The 17,504-nt window shown below is 74.1% G+C and carries 18 protein-coding genes; 8 read left to right on the forward strand and 10 right to left on the reverse strand.

The features are described from left to right. Positions 1 to 497 precede the first annotated feature (497 nt). Genes GA0070620_RS09545 through GA0070620_RS09555 form a run of 3 tightly spaced genes read right to left on the reverse strand, consistent with a single transcriptional unit; the run spans position 498 to position 3,207 of the window. A complete protein-coding gene (locus tag GA0070620_RS09545; RefSeq protein ID WP_172836406.1) occupies positions 498 to 1,142 on the reverse strand; it encodes a response regulator in 645 nt (214 codons plus the stop codon). Further along, a complete protein-coding gene (locus GA0070620_RS09550; RefSeq protein WP_231922311.1) occupies positions 1,133 to 2,404 on the reverse strand; it encodes a sensor histidine kinase in 1,272 nt (423 codons plus the stop codon). Before GA0070620_RS09550 ends, GA0070620_RS09545 begins: the two co-directional genes overlap by 10 nt. Continuing rightward, on the reverse strand, positions 2,401 to 3,207 hold the full coding sequence (locus GA0070620_RS09555) for a DedA family protein (protein WP_091589529.1): 807 nt from the start codon (positions 3,205 to 3,207) through the stop codon (positions 2,401 to 2,403). Before GA0070620_RS09555 ends, GA0070620_RS09550 begins: the two co-directional genes overlap by 4 nt. A gap of 100 nt (positions 3,208 to 3,307) precedes the next feature. On the opposite strand from GA0070620_RS09555, the gene GA0070620_RS09560 reads away from it, so the two are divergent. After that, positions 3,308 to 3,997, forward strand: a complete 690-nt coding sequence (locus GA0070620_RS09560; protein WP_231922410.1) for a carbon-nitrogen hydrolase family protein — start codon at positions 3,308 to 3,310, stop codon at positions 3,995 to 3,997. Between the two features lie 99 nt (positions 3,998 to 4,096). Here GA0070620_RS09560 and GA0070620_RS09565 read toward each other — a convergent pair whose 3' ends face one another. From GA0070620_RS09565 to GA0070620_RS09585, 5 genes are all read right to left on the reverse strand, one after another. Beyond that, a complete protein-coding gene (locus GA0070620_RS09565; RefSeq protein WP_091589531.1) occupies positions 4,097 to 5,776 on the reverse strand; it encodes a serine/threonine-protein kinase in 1,680 nt (559 codons plus the stop codon). A 102-nt stretch (positions 5,777 to 5,878) separates the two neighbouring features. Continuing rightward, a complete protein-coding gene (locus GA0070620_RS09570; RefSeq protein WP_172836407.1) occupies positions 5,879 to 6,082 on the reverse strand; it encodes a hypothetical protein in 204 nt (67 codons plus the stop codon). Between the two features lie 2 nt (positions 6,083 to 6,084). After that, a complete protein-coding gene (locus tag GA0070620_RS09575; RefSeq protein ID WP_231922312.1) occupies positions 6,085 to 7,158 on the reverse strand; it encodes a LacI family DNA-binding transcriptional regulator in 1,074 nt (357 codons plus the stop codon). Positions 7,159 to 7,234: 76 nt separating this feature from the next. Next, positions 7,235 to 8,116, reverse strand: a complete 882-nt coding sequence (locus GA0070620_RS09580) for a helix-turn-helix domain-containing protein (RefSeq protein ID WP_377520544.1) — start codon at positions 8,114 to 8,116, stop codon at positions 7,235 to 7,237. Between the two features lie 129 nt (positions 8,117 to 8,245). After that, positions 8,246 to 8,485, reverse strand: coding sequence for a DUF397 domain-containing protein (locus GA0070620_RS09585; protein ID WP_091589535.1), 240 nt, complete (start codon positions 8,483 to 8,485; stop codon positions 8,246 to 8,248). Positions 8,486 to 8,748: 263 nt separating this feature from the next. Between GA0070620_RS09585 and GA0070620_RS09590 the strand changes: the two genes are divergently transcribed. The 3 genes from GA0070620_RS09590 to GA0070620_RS34135 all read left to right on the forward strand — a co-directional run bounded on the left by GA0070620_RS09590 (position 8,749) and on the right by GA0070620_RS34135 (position 13,541). Beyond that, positions 8,749 to 9,396 carry a GGDEF domain-containing protein gene (locus tag GA0070620_RS09590; protein ID WP_091598430.1) on the forward strand — a complete coding sequence of 216 codons (648 nt, stop codon included), beginning with the start codon at positions 8,749 to 8,751 and terminating at the stop codon, positions 9,394 to 9,396. A 230-nt stretch (positions 9,397 to 9,626) separates the two neighbouring features. Beyond that, positions 9,627 to 10,208 (forward strand): hypothetical protein, encoded by a 582-nt coding sequence (locus GA0070620_RS09595; RefSeq protein WP_157741578.1) that lies wholly within the window; start codon positions 9,627 to 9,629, stop codon positions 10,206 to 10,208. A gap of 3 nt (positions 10,209 to 10,211) precedes the next feature. After that, positions 10,212 to 13,541, forward strand: coding sequence for a glycosyltransferase (locus GA0070620_RS34135; RefSeq protein WP_091589537.1), 3,330 nt, complete (start codon positions 10,212 to 10,214; stop codon positions 13,539 to 13,541). 75 nt (positions 13,542 to 13,616) lie between these two features. On the opposite strand, the gene GA0070620_RS09605 is transcribed toward GA0070620_RS34135, so the two are convergent. Beyond that, positions 13,617 to 13,886 (reverse strand): hypothetical protein, encoded by a 270-nt coding sequence (locus GA0070620_RS09605; protein ID WP_091589538.1) that lies wholly within the window; start codon positions 13,884 to 13,886, stop codon positions 13,617 to 13,619. 147 nt (positions 13,887 to 14,033) lie between these two features. Further along, positions 14,034 to 14,525 carry a type II toxin-antitoxin system PemK/MazF family toxin gene (locus tag GA0070620_RS09610; RefSeq protein WP_091589539.1) on the reverse strand — a complete coding sequence of 164 codons (492 nt, stop codon included), beginning with the start codon at positions 14,523 to 14,525 and terminating at the stop codon, positions 14,034 to 14,036. Positions 14,526 to 14,658: 133 nt separating this feature from the next. Between GA0070620_RS09610 and GA0070620_RS09615 the strand changes: the two genes are divergently transcribed. The 4 genes from GA0070620_RS09615 (at position 14,659) to GA0070620_RS09630 (ending at position 17,468) form a co-directional block, all read left to right on the forward strand. After that, positions 14,659 to 15,096, forward strand: a complete 438-nt coding sequence (locus tag GA0070620_RS09615) for an OsmC family protein (protein ID WP_091589540.1) — start codon at positions 14,659 to 14,661, stop codon at positions 15,094 to 15,096. 60 nt (positions 15,097 to 15,156) lie between these two features. After that, on the forward strand, positions 15,157 to 15,621 hold the full coding sequence (locus GA0070620_RS09620; RefSeq protein WP_091589541.1) for a DUF4291 family protein: 465 nt from the start codon (positions 15,157 to 15,159) through the stop codon (positions 15,619 to 15,621). After that, positions 15,615 to 16,139 carry an NUDIX hydrolase gene (locus GA0070620_RS09625; RefSeq protein ID WP_091589542.1) on the forward strand — a complete coding sequence of 175 codons (525 nt, stop codon included), beginning with the start codon at positions 15,615 to 15,617 and terminating at the stop codon, positions 16,137 to 16,139. Before GA0070620_RS09620 ends, GA0070620_RS09625 begins: the two co-directional genes overlap by 7 nt. Positions 16,140 to 16,220: 81 nt before the next feature. Further along, entirely contained in the window at positions 16,221 to 17,468 is a 1,248-nt protein-coding gene (locus GA0070620_RS09630) for a serpin family protein (protein ID WP_091598433.1), read from the forward strand. Positions 17,469 to 17,504 lie beyond the last annotated feature (36 nt).

Below are 17,504 nucleotides of genomic sequence, written 5' to 3' on the forward strand. Positions count from 1 at the left end.
GACACCCCACCCACCCGTACCGGACGAACACCCCACCAGGCACCGCCCGAGCGAACGCTGCTAGCGGATCTTGGACGATTGAGGCCCCCAGAGGGGCCACAACTCACCAAGATCTCCAAGACCGGCTCGACGACCACCCCGACCTGGCCGGCCGATCCAGACAAGTCGACCGAAACGCCTCACCGGGCGTCATGGTCGCCCCGCAGACCGCCCCCGCCCGCCGTGATCCACTCCGAATCAGTGAAATCGCGGTATCCGGCCGCCTTGGACACCGCAGCTTCAGGGAAACGGAGTCGATCACCCGTACCGCTCACCGGGGACGATGGTCGATCACGCTCGGCGGCCCGCCGCCCCACCAGGCCCGACCCGCACAGCCCGGGTCATCCACCCCGGTTCAGCGATATCCCAGCCGATCGGCCGGCCGACCAGGCCCGGCGCGGGAGGCGTCTGTTGTCAGCGGGAGGCGGGCCTGGGGTCCGCGGCCCGTTCGGCCGATTTCAGTTGCCGAGGTAGCGGAGGATCGCCAAAACCCGGCGGCTGTAGCCGGCCGAGTGGGACAGGTCGAGCTTGTCGAAGATGGCGTTGACGTGCTTCTCCACGGCGCTCAGCGACACGTGCAGCCGTTCGGCGATCGCCGCGTTGGTGTGGCCCTGGGCCATCCGGTGCAGGACGTCCCGTTCGCGTGGGCTCAACCGGATGAGCGGATCGGCCCGGTCCGACCCGGCCACCACCTGACGGACCACCTCGGGGTCGAGCGCGGTCGCCCCGGCGGCCACCCGGTCCAACGCGTCGAGGAAGTCGTCGACCTGGGCCACGCGGTCCTTGAGCAGGTATCCCACTCCTTCCGGACGGTCGGCGAGCAGCCGGCTGGCGTAGCGCTTCTCGACGTACTGGGAGAGCACCAGGACCCCGGTGTCGTGCCAGCGCCGGCGGATCTCCAGCGCGGCGCGCAGTCCGTCGTCGGTGTGGGTCGGCGGCATCCGTACGTCGGTGACGACCACGTCGGGCGGATCCCGGTCGACGGCGGCGACCAGGTCCGGGGCGTTGCCGACGGCCGCGATGACGTCATGGCCCTCCTCGGCGAGGAGCCGGACCAGGCCCTCTCGCAGCAGCGTCGAATCCTCGGCGAGGACTATCCGCACGGCAGCTCCGCCAGCACCGTGGTCGGCCCGCCGGCGGGGCTCTCCACCCGCAGCCGCCCGTCGAGTGCGGCGACCCGTCGGGCCAGTCCGGACAGGCCCCGCCCGGAGGGGTCGGCCCCGCCCGTGCCGTCGTCGCGGACGCGCATCCGGACGTTTCCCTCCCGTACGTCGATGTCGATCGTGACCAGGGTAGCGGCGGCGTGTTTCGCCGCGTTGGTGAGCGCCTCGCAGGCCACGAAGTAGAGCACCGTCTCGATCTGCCGGTCGGGCCGTAGCGGGAGGTCGCACCGGATCCGCACCGGAACGGTGGACCGCTGGGCGACCATCCCGAGCACCTCACCGAGGTCACTGTCGTCGAGCGCCGACGGGTAGACCCGCCACGCCACCTCCCGCAGCTCTTCGACCGCCCGCTGAAGGTCCTCGTGCGCCTGGGCGATCAGGGCGTACGTCCGGTCGGCCTGCCGGCTGCGCCGAGCCCGGCCGAGCAGCATCCCGAGCGCGACCAGTCGCTGTTGCAGCCCGTCGTGCAGGTCACGTTCGATGCGTTGGCGTTCGACGTCCACCGCGGCGATGACCTGCGCCCGGCTCGTGGCGAGTTCCCGGACCCGTGCCTCCAGGGCGGCCCGGGGTTCGGGGTCGAGGAGCCGCTGGGCCAGCCAGCGGTCCACGGCACCGAGGCTGGCGACGGCCTGCGCGTTGAGCAGCAGCAGAACCACGCCGATGACGACCTGCGACAGGAGGGCGGCGACGGTCAGGTCCCCCCGCAGCGCGGCACGCAGCAGGATCCCCGCGAGCACCACCCCGATCGCCAGCAGTCCGAACGCGAACGCCCCCAGCACGCCGGGAAGTGCCCGCGCGGCCAGATAGCCGATCTCCCGCCACCCGGCGGTACGCACCGCAGGGGATCCGCCGGCCCCGCCAGACAGCCACGTCAGCCGGCGGCGCTCCAGCCGGACCAGCGTGGCCGCGTACCGCGAGATCAGCGCGGCGACCCGACGGCGGGCCGGCGGCGCCGGGGCGGACCCGGCCGCGGCGACCGCGGCGACGAGCAGGAAGAGCAGCCCCGCGACGGCGGTCAGGACGCCGGCGGCGACGGCGAGTGCGGTCCGCCCGGCCGACGCGAGTGACCCGACCCGCCGGCTCGACGCCGCGCTCGCCGCCGGCCCGCCCGGAGCGTCGGCCGCCGCCCGACCGTCCGGCACCCCGGTCACCGCCGGCCCGTCCGGCACCGGGCCGGCCGCCTGCCCGGTGGGCTGCGTCAACGCACCCCGCCGCGGGTCCGCTCCTCGTCGCCCCACCCGCCGCTGCGGTAGATGGTGCCGCGACCGCTCGGGTCGGGGACGCCGAACGCCGGCCCGGTCGGCGTCGGGGTGGCGTCCTCCCCCGGTTCCGGGGTGGTACGTCGGGCGCGGAGTACGCGGGTCACCACGAACCAGCCGGCGGCCGCCACGCAGACCACGATGACGACCTTCTGCAGGGTGCCGACGTACCCCTCGACGAGGTGCCAGTTGTCGCCCAGCAGGTAGCCGGCGAGCACGAACGTCGAGTTCCAGATCAGGCTGCCCAGCGTGGTGAAGAGCGCGAACGTGCCGATCGGCATCCGTTCGACCCCGGCGGGGATGGAGATGAGGCTCCGGAAGATCGGGATCATCCGCCCGAAGAAGACGGCCTTGACGCCGTGCTTCACGAACCACGCCTCGGTCTTGTCGACGTCGCTGAGCTTCACCAGCGGCAGCCGCGCCGCGACGGCCCGGATCCGGTCCCGGCCGAGCCACGCACCGATCCAGTAGAGCGCGAGGGCACCCACCAGCGATCCCAGCGTGGTCCAGAAGATCGCCCCGACCACGCTCATCCGCCCCTGCCCGGCGACGAAACCGGCGAGGGGCAGGATCACCTCGCTCGGGATCGGCGGGAAGAGGTTCTCCAGCGCCACCGCCAGGCCCGCGCCCGGCCCGCCCAGTCGTTCCACCAGGTCGGTCACGTAACCGACGATCCCGTCCTGGGGCGGCTCGGCGTCCGCCGCGAGGCTTCCGGTGGCGAGCAGGACGTGCGACGTTCGAATCATGCCCCCACGCTACGAACCCATCCTGAGAGTCGACCATGGGGCGGGCCGTACGACCGCGACGCGGATCCGCACCCGCACCGTTGCGGGAAACCGCACCCCGCTGCGGCTCGCGGTCGCGCAGCCGCCGTGCGTACCGCGGGATGTCGCGGCCAACGCCCGGGCGCACGCCGCAGCGGTCCGCGCGGCGGGAGCGCGGGTGGTGGTGTTCCCGGAGCTGTCCCTGACCGGGTACGAGTTGGAGGCGCCCGTGGTGGCGGAGGACGACCCCCGGTTGGCGCCGCTGGTCGAGGCGTGCGCCGAGACCGGGACGCTCGCGCTCGCCGGCGCGCCCGTCCGGGGCGACCACATCGGCGTGCTCGCGGTGGACGCGGGCGCTGTGGTCGTCGCGTACCGGAAGATGTGGCTCGGTGGGGCGGAGAGCAGCCGGTTCGTGCCGGGTGACCGACCCGCGGTGCTCACGGTCGACGGTTGGCGGCTGGGCCTCGCGGTCTGCAAGGACACCGGGGTGCCGGAGCACGCCGATCGGACCGCGGCACTCGGCATGGACGCCTACCTGGCGGGGGTGGTCGAGGCCGCGCGGGACACGGCCGTGCCGGAGCAGCGGGCGAGACGGGTCACCGCGGCACACGGGGTGTGGGTGGCGGTGGCGAGCTTCGCCGGAGCGACCGGCGGAGGGTACGCCGAGACCGCCGGACGGTCGGCGATCTGGACGCCGGACGGAGTGCTCGCCGATCGGGCCGGCACCGAGGCCGGCGGGATCGCCCGAGCCGTCCTCCGACCCGGGACGTAGGAACGCCCGCGGCAACCGGGGGGATGTACCGCGGGCGTCGACGAGTCCAACGCCCCCCACCACCCCACGATTCCCCGGCCCTCGCGGGAAGGTGGGGGGTCAGCCGTCGCGGGTGGTCAGGGAGTCCAGGTGGGTCAGGAGGGTGTCCAGCTGGGCGGCGGTCCTGGCGGAGAGGCCGTCGCGCTCCACCGCCCTGCTGATGCGTTCGCGCAGGTCCTCGATCCGCTTCTCCCGGTCCTTCGGCTTGCCTCGGCCGAGGTCGGCCAACTCCTCCCGAAGGTCCTCGGCGGTCCGACGGTCGACCTCGCCCCGGAGCTGGGCCTGGGCGAGGATCGCGGCGAACTCGGCGCCCAGCTGGCGCAGGCTGACCGTGGCGGGCCCCGGCGTGCTCGGGCTGGGCTCCGGACGCGACGGCGGTGCGGTGTCGGGAGTCTCCGGGCTGGGTGGCGCCTCCGTGGCGGAGCTGTCGGGCGCCGCGGCGGGCGGGTTCACCGGGTCGCGGTCGCCGAGCACGACCAGCGTGCCCAGCCCGAGCAGGAGGACGAGCCCCACCGCGACGAGCGCGGCGACCGGGCCGCGGGACCGCCGCGCCGGGCGGCGGGCGGCGTCGGCGGGCCTCGACGCGACCGGGGCGCGGTCGATCAGGGTCGGCGGGTGCGCGGGCGGGACGGTGGCACGGCCGGCCGGCCAGGTTGACCGGGTCGGACGCCCGGCAGACGGCGCCGCGGCGCCCGACCCGGCCGGTGACGTCGGAGCGAGCGGCGCCCCTGCCGGCGATGTCGGCGCAATCAGGTGCCCGGTCGGTGCGAGCGGCGGCCCGGCCGGCGACGTGGGCGCGAGCGGATGCGCCGGTGACGTGGGCGCCAGCGGATGCGCCGGTGACGTCGGCGGGAGCGGCGGCCCGGCCGTTGCGGTGGGCAGGATCGCTGCGGGCAGGTCGACCGGCTGGGCGGCGGCGAGCCGAGTGGCGAGTTGCGCCGCCGTCGGCCGTCGGGCCGGATCGGCGCGCAGGGCGGCGAGGGTCATCTCGGCGACGTCGAAGGGCAGACCGGGGACCCGCAGAGGGGGTACGGGAGTGCGCCGCTGGTGCACCTCCAGCGCGTCCTCCCACGTCTGCACCGGCAGCGGCCCGTGGCCGGTGAGGGTGCGGTAGAGGAGCGCGCCGAGGGCGTAGACGTCGCTGGCCGGGTCGGGCGGGCCGGGGGCGAGACGCTCCGGCGCGAAGTACGCCGGGGTGCCCATCAGCAGCTCGCCGGTCTGCCCGGCGACCGGGTGGTGCGGGCCGGCGAGCGCGGCGATGCCGAAGTCGAGCACCTTGGCGCCCGACTCGGTGATCATGACGTTGCCGGGCTTGACGTCGCGGTGCACGACCCCGATGCGGTGCGCGGCGGCGAGTGCGGCGGCGACCTGGGCGGCGACCCGGACGGCCTCGGGCCAGGCGAGCGGGCCGTCGGCGAGCCGGTCGGCGAGGCTGTGCCCCTCGACGAGCTCCATCACCAGGTACGGCACGACGGTGCCGCTGTCGAGCGTCGCCTCGCGGTAGTCGTACACCCGGGTGATGTGGGGGTGGGTCAGCCGGGCCGCCGCGCGGGCCTCGCGCTGGATGGTGGCCCGCAGGTGCGGGTCGACGGCGAACTCCCCCGCCAGGGCTTTGACCGCGACGGGGCGACCGAGCACCTCGTCGTCGGCGCGCCACACCTCGGACATTCCGCCAAGCCCGATGCGCTCCCGCAGGACGTACCGGTCGTGCAGGCGGAGGGTGGGCGTGAGCGGCGACATGGGCGTCCAGTGTGCCTGGCCCGTGCCGCCGCCCACCAGTCACGACGTCGGATTGCGCACGGCCTGAGGGGCACCGTGCCCGAATGGGCGGTTCCCCGACGGTCAGGAGCAGCGGGGCGTGGCGGGCACCGGCCGGGGTTGGATCCGGTCGGCGAGGCGGCGCAGCGCGCCGGCCGCCGCCAGTCGGGTGGGGGCGAGCCGGGCCGGTCGGGGACGCTCGACCTGGACCGGCGCTTGCGGCCGGGCCGAGTTGACGTGCCGGTCGACCGCGTCGAGGGCGAAGATGAGCCCGCTGGACTGTTCCATGGTCAACTCCTTGGGACAGGTCCGGTGGAGGTCCGGACGACGAGTTCGGTGGGCAGGAGCAGCTGGCCCGCGGTGGGATCGGCGGGCGGGTCGAGCAGCAGTTCGCCGGCGAGGCGACCCTTCTCCTCGGCCGGTTGGCGCACGGTGGTGAGGCCGGCCGTGGCGGCCTCGGCGATGTCGTCGAACCCGGTCACCGACACGGGCGGGCCGCCCGCCGCGCGCAGCGCGTCGAGGACCCCCAACGCGAGCACGTCGGAGCAGGCCAGCACGGCGGTCGGCGGGTCGGGCAGGCCGCGGAGGCCGGCGACCGCCTGGGCGGCGGCGTCCCGGTCGTTGCCGGCGGCGGTGAGCACGGTGAGCGCCGACCAGGGCACCCCGACCGCGGCGAACGCGTCGGCGAACCCGGCCAACCGGCCACGGGTGGTCGGGCTCGGCACCTCGTCCGGTGTGGACAGTCGCAGCGGCCCGGGTGGTGCGCCCGGCAGCACGCCGTCGCCGAGCAGGGCCACCCGCCGGTGACCGAGGCCCGCGACGTGCGCGGCGACGCTGCGCGCCGCGGCGCGCTCGTCGATGCCGACGTAGCGGTGCAGCGGGCCGGCATCGGCGCGGTGGGCGGTGGTGACGTAGGGCAGTCCCCGGTCGCGGATGGCGTCGAGCACCCAGGTCTCGTCGCCGACGCAGTAGATGCAGAAGCTGTCGACGGCGGCGTTCTCCACCGCCCGCCGGGCCTCCGCCGGGTCGGTCGAGAGCGGCACGAGCAGCAGGCTGGAGCCGTGCCGCTCGGCCGCCGCGCTGACACCGGTCAGGAAGCGGATCGCGAACGGGTCGGTGAAGGCGTACGACAGCTGCGAGGTGAAGAGCACCCCGATCGCGCCGACGAACCCGCGGCGCAGCGAACGGGCGGTCGGGTTCGGACCCGGGTAGCCGATCGCCTTGGCCGTTTGGAGGATCCGCTGGCGCAGCGCCGCCGAGAGCTGGTCGGGGCGGGCGTACGCGTTGGACACCGTGCTGCGGGAGACCCCGACGGCGTCGGCCACGGCCTGGAGGGTGGGCTTCACCGGTCCTCCGTTCTGCATCGATTCAGATTCTGGATCGATGCAGAGACTAGCGAACACGTCGATGCCGGTCAACAGGAAACGGCGGCAGGGGCGGTCAGCAGCCCGTCAGCTCGTCCCGGAAGCGTTCGAGCAGCTCCGGCGTACGCTCCGGCGGCTCCGCCTCGACGCACAGCCGCTCCATCGCCAGCGCGTAGTAGTCCAGATCGTCGCGCTTGTCGAGATAGAGCGCACTGGTCAGCTGTTCGATGTAGACGATGTCGGGCAGGTCCTGGTCGCCGAAGCGCAGGATCGTGAAGGCGCCGCCGGCGGCGGCGTGACCGCCGGCGGCGAACGGGATCACCTGGAGGCGGATGTTCGGCGACCGGGTCGCCTCGATCAGCGCGGTGAGCTGTCCGCGCATCACCTCCGCGCCGCCGATCGGCCGGCGCAACGCCGCCTCGTCGACGACGGCCCACAGCTGCGGGGGATCCGCCCGCCGCAGCAGCTCCTGCCGACGCATCCGCAGGTCGACGCGGCGGGAGATTTCGGCGGGACTGGCGGTGCCGTGACCGAGCAGCACGACCGCGCGGGCGTACTCGGGGGTCTGCAGCAGGCCGGGGACGAACTGCACCTCGTAGCTGCGGATCAACACGGCCGCGGCCTCCAGGCCCAGGTAGGACTGGAACCAGGTGGGCAGGACGTCACCGTAGCGGTGCCACCAGCCCGGGCTGTTCGCGTCCTGCGCGAGCTTGAGCAGCACCGCGCGCTCCTCGGCGTCGCTGACACCGTAGAGGGTGAGCAGGTCGGCCACGTCACGCTCCTTGAACCCGACCCGACCCAGCTCCATCCGGCTGATCTTCGACTCGGAGGCGCGGATCTCCCAGCCGGCACCCTCGCGGGTGACGCCACTGGACTCACGCAGCCGGCGCAGCTGGGCGCCGAGCAGCATGCGCAGCACGGTCGGCCCGGTCGCCGGACCACCCTCGGCGGAAACCATCGTCACGTGCCGCCCTCCGCGTACCACGCGCGGCCAGGCGGTCCGGCCCGGCCGACGTGTAAGCATGCCATGGACCGACAGTGAGATGAACTCCTCCGGGCCGGCGGTTCGGCCGACCCCGACGAGGACTCAGGCGATCAGATGGTCGAAGTCTCCGTCGCGAGCACCGAGCACGAAGGCGGCGATCTCGTCGACCGTGTAGATCAGCGCGGGCCCATCGGGGTGACGGGAGTTACGCAGAGCGATGCCGGCGCCGTCGGGCAGTTCGGCGAGTTCCACACAGTTGCCGCTCGGGTTGCTCCGGCGGCTCTTCTGCCAGGTTAGCGGAGGGAGCTCGGTGACGGGAACGCCGTTGTCCGGCTGCTGCATGTGGTGCGGTCCTTCGGTTCAGGTGTCGGCCGATGCCGTGGGGAGGAGCGGTGGCGGCGCGCGAGAAATGTCGACATCGGACGGTGCTGCACGTGCATCTGCTATTGCATCTGCATCGGACGGCGAGCATGATAACGCACGTGTGCGGTACCCGACCGCTCACACAGAGTCACCACGCCTGGTTCACCAGCGGGCGAACCAGGGGGCCCGACCCCGCGCGTTGCCCGCGGGCGGTCCAGAACGGTCGCGCGATGGGAGGGCTCGTGCCGGATCCGATGAGTGTCGCGTCCGGCGTCTGCGCCGCCGGCGCGCTGCTCTCCACCTGGCACCTGCGCCGCCGCGCGATGCGCGCGGAGGCCGAGGTCGGGCACCTGCAGGCCGAGCTCGCCGCCGAGCGGCACGCCGCCAGCCACGACCCGCTGACCGGCCTGCCGAACCGGCGCGCCTTCTACCGACTGGCGGCGACCCTGCTCACCGACGCCGCGGGTCGACCGCTGATCGCCGTCATCCTCGACCTGGACGACTTCAAGCAGGTCAACGACCGCTACGGGCACGCGGCGGGCGACCAGGTGCTGATCAGCGTGGCGGAGCGGCTGGCCGCCTTCGCGGGCGACAACCTGGTGGCACGCCTCGGCGGCGACGAGTTCGCCGGGCTGCTGACGAGCCCGACCGTGGACTCGCGCTGGATCGACCACGCCACCCGGCGGCTCTGCGAGATGCTCGCCGCGCCCATCCCGCTGGGCGGGCTCACCCTGCGGGTGACCGCCTCGGTCGGGCTCGCGCCGGTCACCGGCCCGACTCAGCTCACCGAGGCCCTCCGGCAGGCGGATGCCGCCATGTACCGGGCGAAGAGCCTCGGCGTCGGCCGGGAGGCCCGTCAGCTCGTCGACACCGCCCACCCGGCGGAGTGACCGGCCGGGGCGGGCGGCGGGCACCGGAAAGGCGAGGCAGCCTCCCGTCCGCGCCGGACGTTTCAACTGCTTCGCGCCCGCCGTCACCCGTGTGCGCGAAAGTGAACTAATCGGGTGTTCCAATCACATCTCCATCGTTCATCCGGTTGTTCGGAATATGAAAACCCGCCGCTGATCTGAAGTCCACAAAGTGGACATAAGCGGCTTTTGACGTCCCTAGCCTCGTGCGGGTGGTCGTTCACATTCACGACGGCAACTCGCCCGCCGTCGCCGCCGACAGCGTCGTTCCCCACCTCCCGGCCGCCGCACCGGTCTTCGTCGATGCCACCGGACGACGCGCGCGCCTGATGCGGTGGTGCGGGGTGCTCCTGGCGGCCGTCGCCCTCGTGTACGTGCCGATCGTCGGTCTCGCCGTCCTGACCGGACCGCCGGCCGACCGCTCCGCGCCACTGCTCGACGAGGAGGCCGGCCTGGCGACCGGCGACCAGCCCGCCGCCCCTGACCTCCCGCTCGATCGGGCAATCGTCGACGACCTGGCGGGCTCCGACCTCCCGCCGCCCGACCACGCCCCCGAGGCGGTGGCCCGGCCGATCCCCGTGCCCGCACCCGGGCCCGCGGATCCGGTGCCGGCCCGACCCCCGGAGGGATCCACCAGGGAACCCTCCCCACCGTCTCCCTCGACCGTCGGCCCCACCCAGCCGTCGGAGTCACCGTCACCGTCCGGCGCGGCGCCGAGCCCGTCTCCCCAGACGCCACCGCCCCTCCTGGTGCCGAACGCGGCCGCCCTCCTCGACGCGCAGCGGAGGCCCTGACCGATGGCCGTGACGACAAGGGTTCCCCGGTCCTCCGCGCCCCGCGGGCGCCGCCGGGTGCGGTTCCCACTGCGGACGAGCTGGGTGGTCTACGGGATGCTGGTCACCGTCGTGCTCAGCGTGCTGCTGGTCGAGGCGTACGCCAACGCGGAGTTCACGCCGGACCACGGGCGGGAGACCGGCGACCAGGGGGCCGTCCCCACCTCGATCATCTCCGGTGGGCCGGTCATCGACACCACGGAGGGCCGGGTGCGGTCCTACCGGATGCCGCCCCGCACCATCGCCCTCACCTTCGACGACGGCCCCGATCCGGTGTGGACGCCCCGGATCCTCGACGTGCTGCGACGGCACCGGGCCCAGGCGACCTTCTTCGTCGTCGGCAGCCAGGTGGCGCGCCACCCCGACCTGACCGGACGCATCGCGGCGGAGGGACACGAGCTGGGGGTGCACACGTTCAGCCACCCGGACGCCACCCTGCTGCCCGGCTGGCAGCGGCGCCTGGAGTACGCGCAGACCCAGATGGCAGTCATGAACGCCGCCGGAGTCCGGACGACCCTGCTGCGCTTTCCGTACTCGTCCCGCGCCGACGCGATCGACGACGACGCGTGGGAGGCCATCCGGCAGGCCGGCAGCCTCGGCTATCTCACGGCGGTGAACGACACCGACAGCCAGGACTGGGCCAGGCCCGGGGTCGACGTGATCGTCCGGAACATGACGCCGCCGGCGGGGCAGGGCGCCGTCGTCCTGCTGCACGACGCGGGCGGCGACCGCGCCCAGACGGTCGCCGCGCTGGAGCGGTTCATTCCCGCGATGCGGGCCCGCGGCTACGACTTCATCACTGTCGGGGACGGCGTCAACCGGACGCGGGGCGAGGACGACGACGGCACGGCGACGGTCTCGGCGAACCAGCCGGTGGCGGAGGCCGCACGCTGGCGCGCCGGATCGGTGGTCCTGGCGGTGCAGGTCGCCGACCTGTTCATCGCCGCGCTCCGCGTGCTGTTCGTGGTGGTCGGGCTCCTGATGCTGGCCCGTACGGCGCTCCTGCTCGTCCTCGCGCCCCGACTGGCCTGGCGCCGCCGTCGCGGCTACTGGGGGCCGCCGGTGACCGAACCGGTGTCGATCATCGTGCCGGCGTACAACGAGCAGGCCGGCATCGCCGCGAGCGTACGGTCCCTGGCCAACGGCGACCATCGCGGCATCGAGGTCGTCGTCGTCGACGACGGGTCGACCGACGGCACCGCCGACATCGTGGAGGCGCTCGGGTTGCGCAACGTACGCGTGGTCCGCAAACCCAACGGCGGCAAGTCCAGCGCCCTCAACACCGGAGTCGCGTACGCCAGTCACGAGATCATCGTGATGGTCGACGGCGACACGGTGTTCGAGCGGGACTCCGTCCGCCGGCTGGTGCAGCCGTTCGCCGACCCGTCGGTGGGCGCGGTGGCCGGCAACGTCAAGGTCGCCAACCGTCGGGGCCCGCTCGGGTGGTGGCAGCACATCGAGTACGTCATCGGCTTCAACCTGGACCGCCGCCTGTACGAGACCCTCGGCTGCATGCCGACCGTGCCGGGCGCCATCGGGGCCTTCCGCCGCCGGGTGCTGCTCGCCGCGGGCGGCATGAGCAACGACACCCTCGCCGAGGACACCGACATCACCATGGCCGTCCTCCGGGCCGGGTGGCGCGTGGTGTACGAGAAGCGGGCCCGCGCCTGGACGGAGGCCCCCGCGACCCTCACCCAGCTGTGGCGGCAGCGGTACCGCTGGAGCTACGGCACCATGCAGGCGATGTGGAAGCACCGCCACGCGGTGTTCGACAGCGGCCCGTCCGGGCGGTTCGGCCGCTTCGGTCTGCCCCTGCTCGCCCTCTTCGGCGTGGTGCTGCCACTGCTCGGGCCCGTGCTGGACCTGATGGCCCTCTACGGCCTGTTCTTCCTCGGCACCACCGAGACGGCCGTGGCGTGGCTGCTGATGCTGGCCGTGCAGTGGGTCGTCGCGCTGGTGGCCTTCCGCCTGGACCGTGAACGTCTCCTGCCGCTGCTGGCCCTCCCCCTGCAGCAGTTCGCCTACCGGCAGCTGATGTACCTGGTCCTGCTCCGGTCGACGGTGACGGCGCTGACCGGCACCCGGCTGCGGTGGCGGAAGCTGAAACGCGCCGGTGACCCGCCGGCCGGGCAGCGCGAAGGCGTGGTCGACGGAGGCCTGGTGCCACCGACGCCGGCCGGCAGCGCGGCGAACCCGGCGGTCGCCGTCGCCGGCCGCGACCGCTGGTTCGACACGCTCCGGGCGCTCGCCCTCACCCGGGTGATCGCGTACCACATGTGGGGTTACGCGTGGCTGAGCTTCGCGTTCCCCGCCATGGGTGTCATGTTCGCGCTCGGTGGGTCGCTGATGGCCCGCTCGCTGGACCGGGCGCCCACCCGGGCGGTCAACGGCCGGCTGCGGCGGCTGCTCCCCGCACTGTGGATGTTCGGCGCGGTGCTGGTGCCGGTGATGGTGTGGCACGGCTGGCCCGACCGGCCGGCGTGGCCGGGGCTGCTGACCTGGCTGGTGCCGATCGCCCAGCCGGCGGGCAACGCCTGGGCGCAGGACGTCACCGGAGTGCTGTGGTACCTGGTCACGTACCTCTGGCTCGTCCTGCTCTCCCCCGCGCTGCTCGGACTCTACCGCCGGTGGCCGCTGCCGACGCTGCTGCTGCCCCTCGCCGGGGTCGTGCTGCTGCAGACCACGTCACCGCTCAACGGTCACGTCAACTCCGTCGTCTCCGACCTGGCGACCTTCGGTGCCTGCTGGCTCGTCGGCTTCGCCCACCGGGACGGCGCGCTGCACCGCGTCCCCCGGGCGGTCCTCGTCCTCGCGGCGGCCCTGTGCGTGGGGATCGGCGTCGGCTGGACGGTGACGCACCGCGCGGACGGGTTCGACCTGAACGACATCCCGGTGGCCCAGGCGTTCTACTCGCTGGGTTTCGTGCTGGTCCTGCTCCGGGTGCGCCCACCGATGGCGTGGCTGGCCCGGGCCCGACCACTGGACCGACTGGTCACCTGGCTGAACAGCCGGGCCCTGACCATCTACCTCTGGCACAACGCGGCCATCGCGGTCTGCTTCGTCGTCGGCGACCGGGTCGACGCCTGGCGGCTCGGAAAGGTCGGCTACCTGGCCGTCGCGTTGCTCCTGCTCCTCGCCGTCGTGCTGCTGGTCGGCTGGGTCGAGGACGTCAGCGCCCGACGGCGCCCCCGGCTGGTCGGTTGGCCGACCCGCACCCCCACGGCGACCGCGCGCGCCCGCCGCGCCGCGGTCGCCGCCCCAGCGCGGCAGGTCCGGGCGACCACCCGGACCTGACCACGGGTCACAGCAGGAAGGAGGTGCAGCGGGCGGGGTCGGCGGCTGAGGAACCGTCGGCCCCGCCCGAACTGGTCAGAAGGACCGTCGCGGCCGGGGCAGCCAACCGGTGAACCGCTGCTGGAGCGCCGCCACCGGCACGCGGCGCAACTGATCGGACGCCGAGGCGAGGCAGGCGGCCAGGTAGACCCCGAGCGCGGCACGGTCGCGCTGGTACTCGTCGAGCAGGCGGCGCCGCTTCGTCGCACAGGGCCAGTCCGCGCCACACGTGGCGCAGGTCCAGTCCGGGGTGACGGGCAGGTGGTCGTCGGGGAGAGCAGGGTGTCGTGGCACGCCACCGTTCATCGTCGCGGTCCTCTCCGGTCCGAACGGACGCCGTCGACGACGCCGTTCCCCTGCGGTACGGAACCCGGTGCGACTCCCCAGTGGCATAGTGTGCAGCGCCCGGCGATGGCCCGGCGTTACACCCCGCGAATCCCGCCCGAGCGGCGGTCAGCGCCAGCCGTAGCCGGCGCGCAGCGCCTGACCGATCCGGTCGAAGCGGGCCCGGTCCAGCACCGCGCCCTCACGGCGGATGCTGTCCTCGCGCATCGTGAGCACCCGGTCCAACCGGATCCAGCTCGGCCGGCTGTCCCGGTCCCAGGCGCCGGGCCCCAGCGCCAACCAGTGCCGCTGTCCGTCCCGCTCGCTCTGGCTGGAGAGCATCAGACCGAACAGGGTGCGGCTGTGCCGGCCCACCACCAGCACCGGTCGGTCCTTGCCCTGCCGGGGGTCGTCCTCGTACGGCACCCAGGTCCACACGACCTCGCCCGGGTCGGCCTGCCCGTCGAGCTCCGGGGCGTACGTCAACTCCCGGCGCTGCAGCGCGGCGACCTGGCGCCGACGCGCCACCTGGGCCGGCGTCGGCCCGGACCGGCGGGGGGACGGGACGATGGCGCCGACACGGCCGATGCGCGCGGCGACATTCCTCAACAGACCTGCCACGGCGGGCAGCCTATCCGTGCCCGAGGTCGGCGCACGGCGCGGGCCGGGGTGTCGCCGCCCGGCGGCCGCGCTCCCCCGGCCCGCCATGCTTGACTGGACGCGTCGGTCCGGTACGCACGGAAGGCGGTCACGGATGACCATCGAGGTACGCACCCGGTGCCTGCCCGGGCAGCCGGCCGCGATCGGCTCGGCCGGGCCGTACACGCTCGTGGTGGACCGGCCGGCGGACGCCGGCGGTGACGGGATCGGGTTCAACGGCGGCCAACTGCTCTACCTCGCCATCGCCGGCTGCGTCTCCAACGACCTGTTCCGCGAGGCCGCCGCCGCCGGCATCGACCTGCACCGGGTCGAGGTGACCGTGCGCGGTGATTTCGCCGGCGACCCCGCCGTGTCCGGCGAGGTGACCTACGACGTACGGGTCGAGGGCGACGCGCCGACCGACGAACTGCGTGAACTGGTCGACCGGGTCGACGCCATCGCCGAGATCCCCAACTCGCTGCGCGGGGGCACGGCGGTCACGCTGCGCCGGGCCGAGGTGACCGGAATCGACCGGGCCGGACCGGGCGTCTGAGACGTCGGGCGGGGGCAATCGACTGGACCGGGGGCGATCTCGGCGCGCAGGATCGGCGACGTGACTGTTCCCCGCCACCAGATCCGGGCACGCTTCGACGCCGACACCGTCACGGTCTACCAGGCGTACCCGCCGGAGATCGCCGAGCCGGCGCTGGCCGCCGGGCGGTTCGTCGCACCGTTCCGGCGTGAGCGGATGACGTGGATCAAGCCGTCGTTCCGCCTGCGGGCGAGCCCCGTCCGGGTGCAGTGGGATCCCGAGCGCTCGCTGCGGTTCGCCCCGCTGACGCACCGGTCGCTCCAGGTCGGACTGGCCGGCGAGGCGGTTCGCCGGTACGTCGACGAGTGGTCGACGGCCCTGACGGATGTGACGCCGACCGTCCGCGCGATCCGGGCACGGCTCGACGTGGGCGACGACGCCGCGGCCGAGGGCCTGCTGCCGGCCGAGCACCCGTACCCGCTGCCCGCCGATGTCGCCGCCGTTGTCGGCGCGGACGCCGGGGAGTCGGAGGTGGCCCGATGGTGAGCCCGCCGGACCTGCCGCCTGACCTGCCGGTCATCGAGCGTCGGGCGGTGCGGCTCGTGGTGCGCGACGTCGACGAACGGGTGCTGCTGTTCCACACCCGCGACCCGGATCACCCCCGCCTCGGTGAGTGGTGGGAGCTGCCCGGCGGCGGGCTGGATCCGGGCGAGACGTACCTCGACGCGGCGGTGCGTGAGCTGCGGGAGGAGACCGGCATCGTGGTCGCGCCGGCCGAGGTCGGGGCGCCGACCTGGCGACGTCGAGCCAGCTTCATCCATCGGCAGCTGCGCCACGTGCAGGACGAGGTCGTCGTGACGGTACGACTTGCGGGGCCCGGCCCCGACGTGGACGAGGCGCAGCGGCTGGACTACGAGCGGGAGGACTACTTCGGGTTCCGCTGGTGGCCGGTGGCCGAGGTGGTCGCCAGCATCGACCGGTTCTATCCGGGCCGCCTGCCGGAGCTGCTGACCCCGTTCCTCGCCGGCCACGAGATCGACGAACCCTTCGAACTCTGGTCCTGACCACCCGCCCCGCCCCGCCTCGCCACGCGGCGGAGGGCGGGTGGGGTGGCGGGGGTCGGGGGTGGCGGGCAGAGTGAGGTGGTGATTGTTCTGACCGGGCCCGTGGCCCGTTACGCGCAGCGCCTGCACGGCCACGTCGGCTCCGGGCACCACGTCGCCTCCCCGCTCGGCGCGTGGCTGCTCCTGGCCCTCGTCGGTCCCGCCGCCACCGGAGCCACCCGCGTCGACCTGGAGGAGGCGCTCGGCATCGACGTCGACACCGCCGCCGCGACCGCCCAGGCGCTCCTGGAGGATCCGCATCCGCTCGTCGCGTCGGCCAGCGCCCTGTGGGAGCGGGCGACCCTCGACGAGCTGGCCGGCTGGCGGGCCACGCTGCCGGCGAGCACCGAGACCGGGCCGCTGCCCGACCAGGCGACGCTGGACGCGTGGGCACGCGAGCGCACCGACGGCCTGATCGAGCGCTTCCCGCTCACCGTCAGCCCGGAGACGCTGCTGATCCTGGCCACCGCCCTGGCCACCCGCGTGTCGTGGCAGACGCCGTTCGAGGTCGCCCCCGCCGACGTGCTCGGACGGGGCAGCACCTGGGTGGGCCAGGTACGCCGGGTGTTGCGCACCCCGGCGTACGACCACCACTGCTGGATCGCGGGCACGGCGCAGGCCGGGGACGTGGCCGTGCACGCCACGGCCGCGCAGTCGGACACCGCCGGGGGCCGCGAGGCCGGAATGCTCGTCGTGTCGGTCGCGGCGGCGCCGGACGTCGCCCCGGCGGACGTCCTCGCCGCCGCCCACGAGGTGGCGATCGATGCGGCCACCTTCCCGGGCGGCGGGGCGGGCGGTCGGCGTTCCCTCTTCGACCTGCCCCTCGGCGACACTCCGTTGTGGACGCTGCGGGAGGTGCCGACCCGGGCGTGGGGCGGCCGGGAGGAGCGGGTGTCGGCCGTGCTGCCCTGCTGGTCGGCGGAGAGCCGGCACGACCTGACGGCGAACGATCTCGGCTTCGACGCCGCCGCGCGCGCCCTCGGCGAACTGCTGGGCCAGCCACGGCTGCCCTACCAGGCGGCCCAGGCCGCGATGGCCCGTTACGGCCGCTACGGCTTCGAGGCCGCCGCGGTGACCGCCTTCGCCATGGCGACCGGGCTGCCCCCGGAGGGCGTCGCCCGGGTCGCCGAGCTGCGCTTCGGTCACCCGTACGCGGTCGTGGCGGTCGCCACCGACAGGCGCGGCGGGCAGGTCGGGCCGTGGCACGGTGTGCCGGTCTACTCGGCGTGGGTGGCGCAGCCGTCGGAGCTGCCGGAGTCCGACCTGGCGGAGCCCACCGCCGCACCGTGAGCCGGGCAGGCCGTGAGCCGGGCAGGCCGTCAGCCG

Source organism: Micromonospora krabiensis (assembly GCF_900091425.1).
GTDB lineage: Bacteria > Actinomycetota > Actinomycetes > Mycobacteriales > Micromonosporaceae > Micromonospora > Micromonospora krabiensis.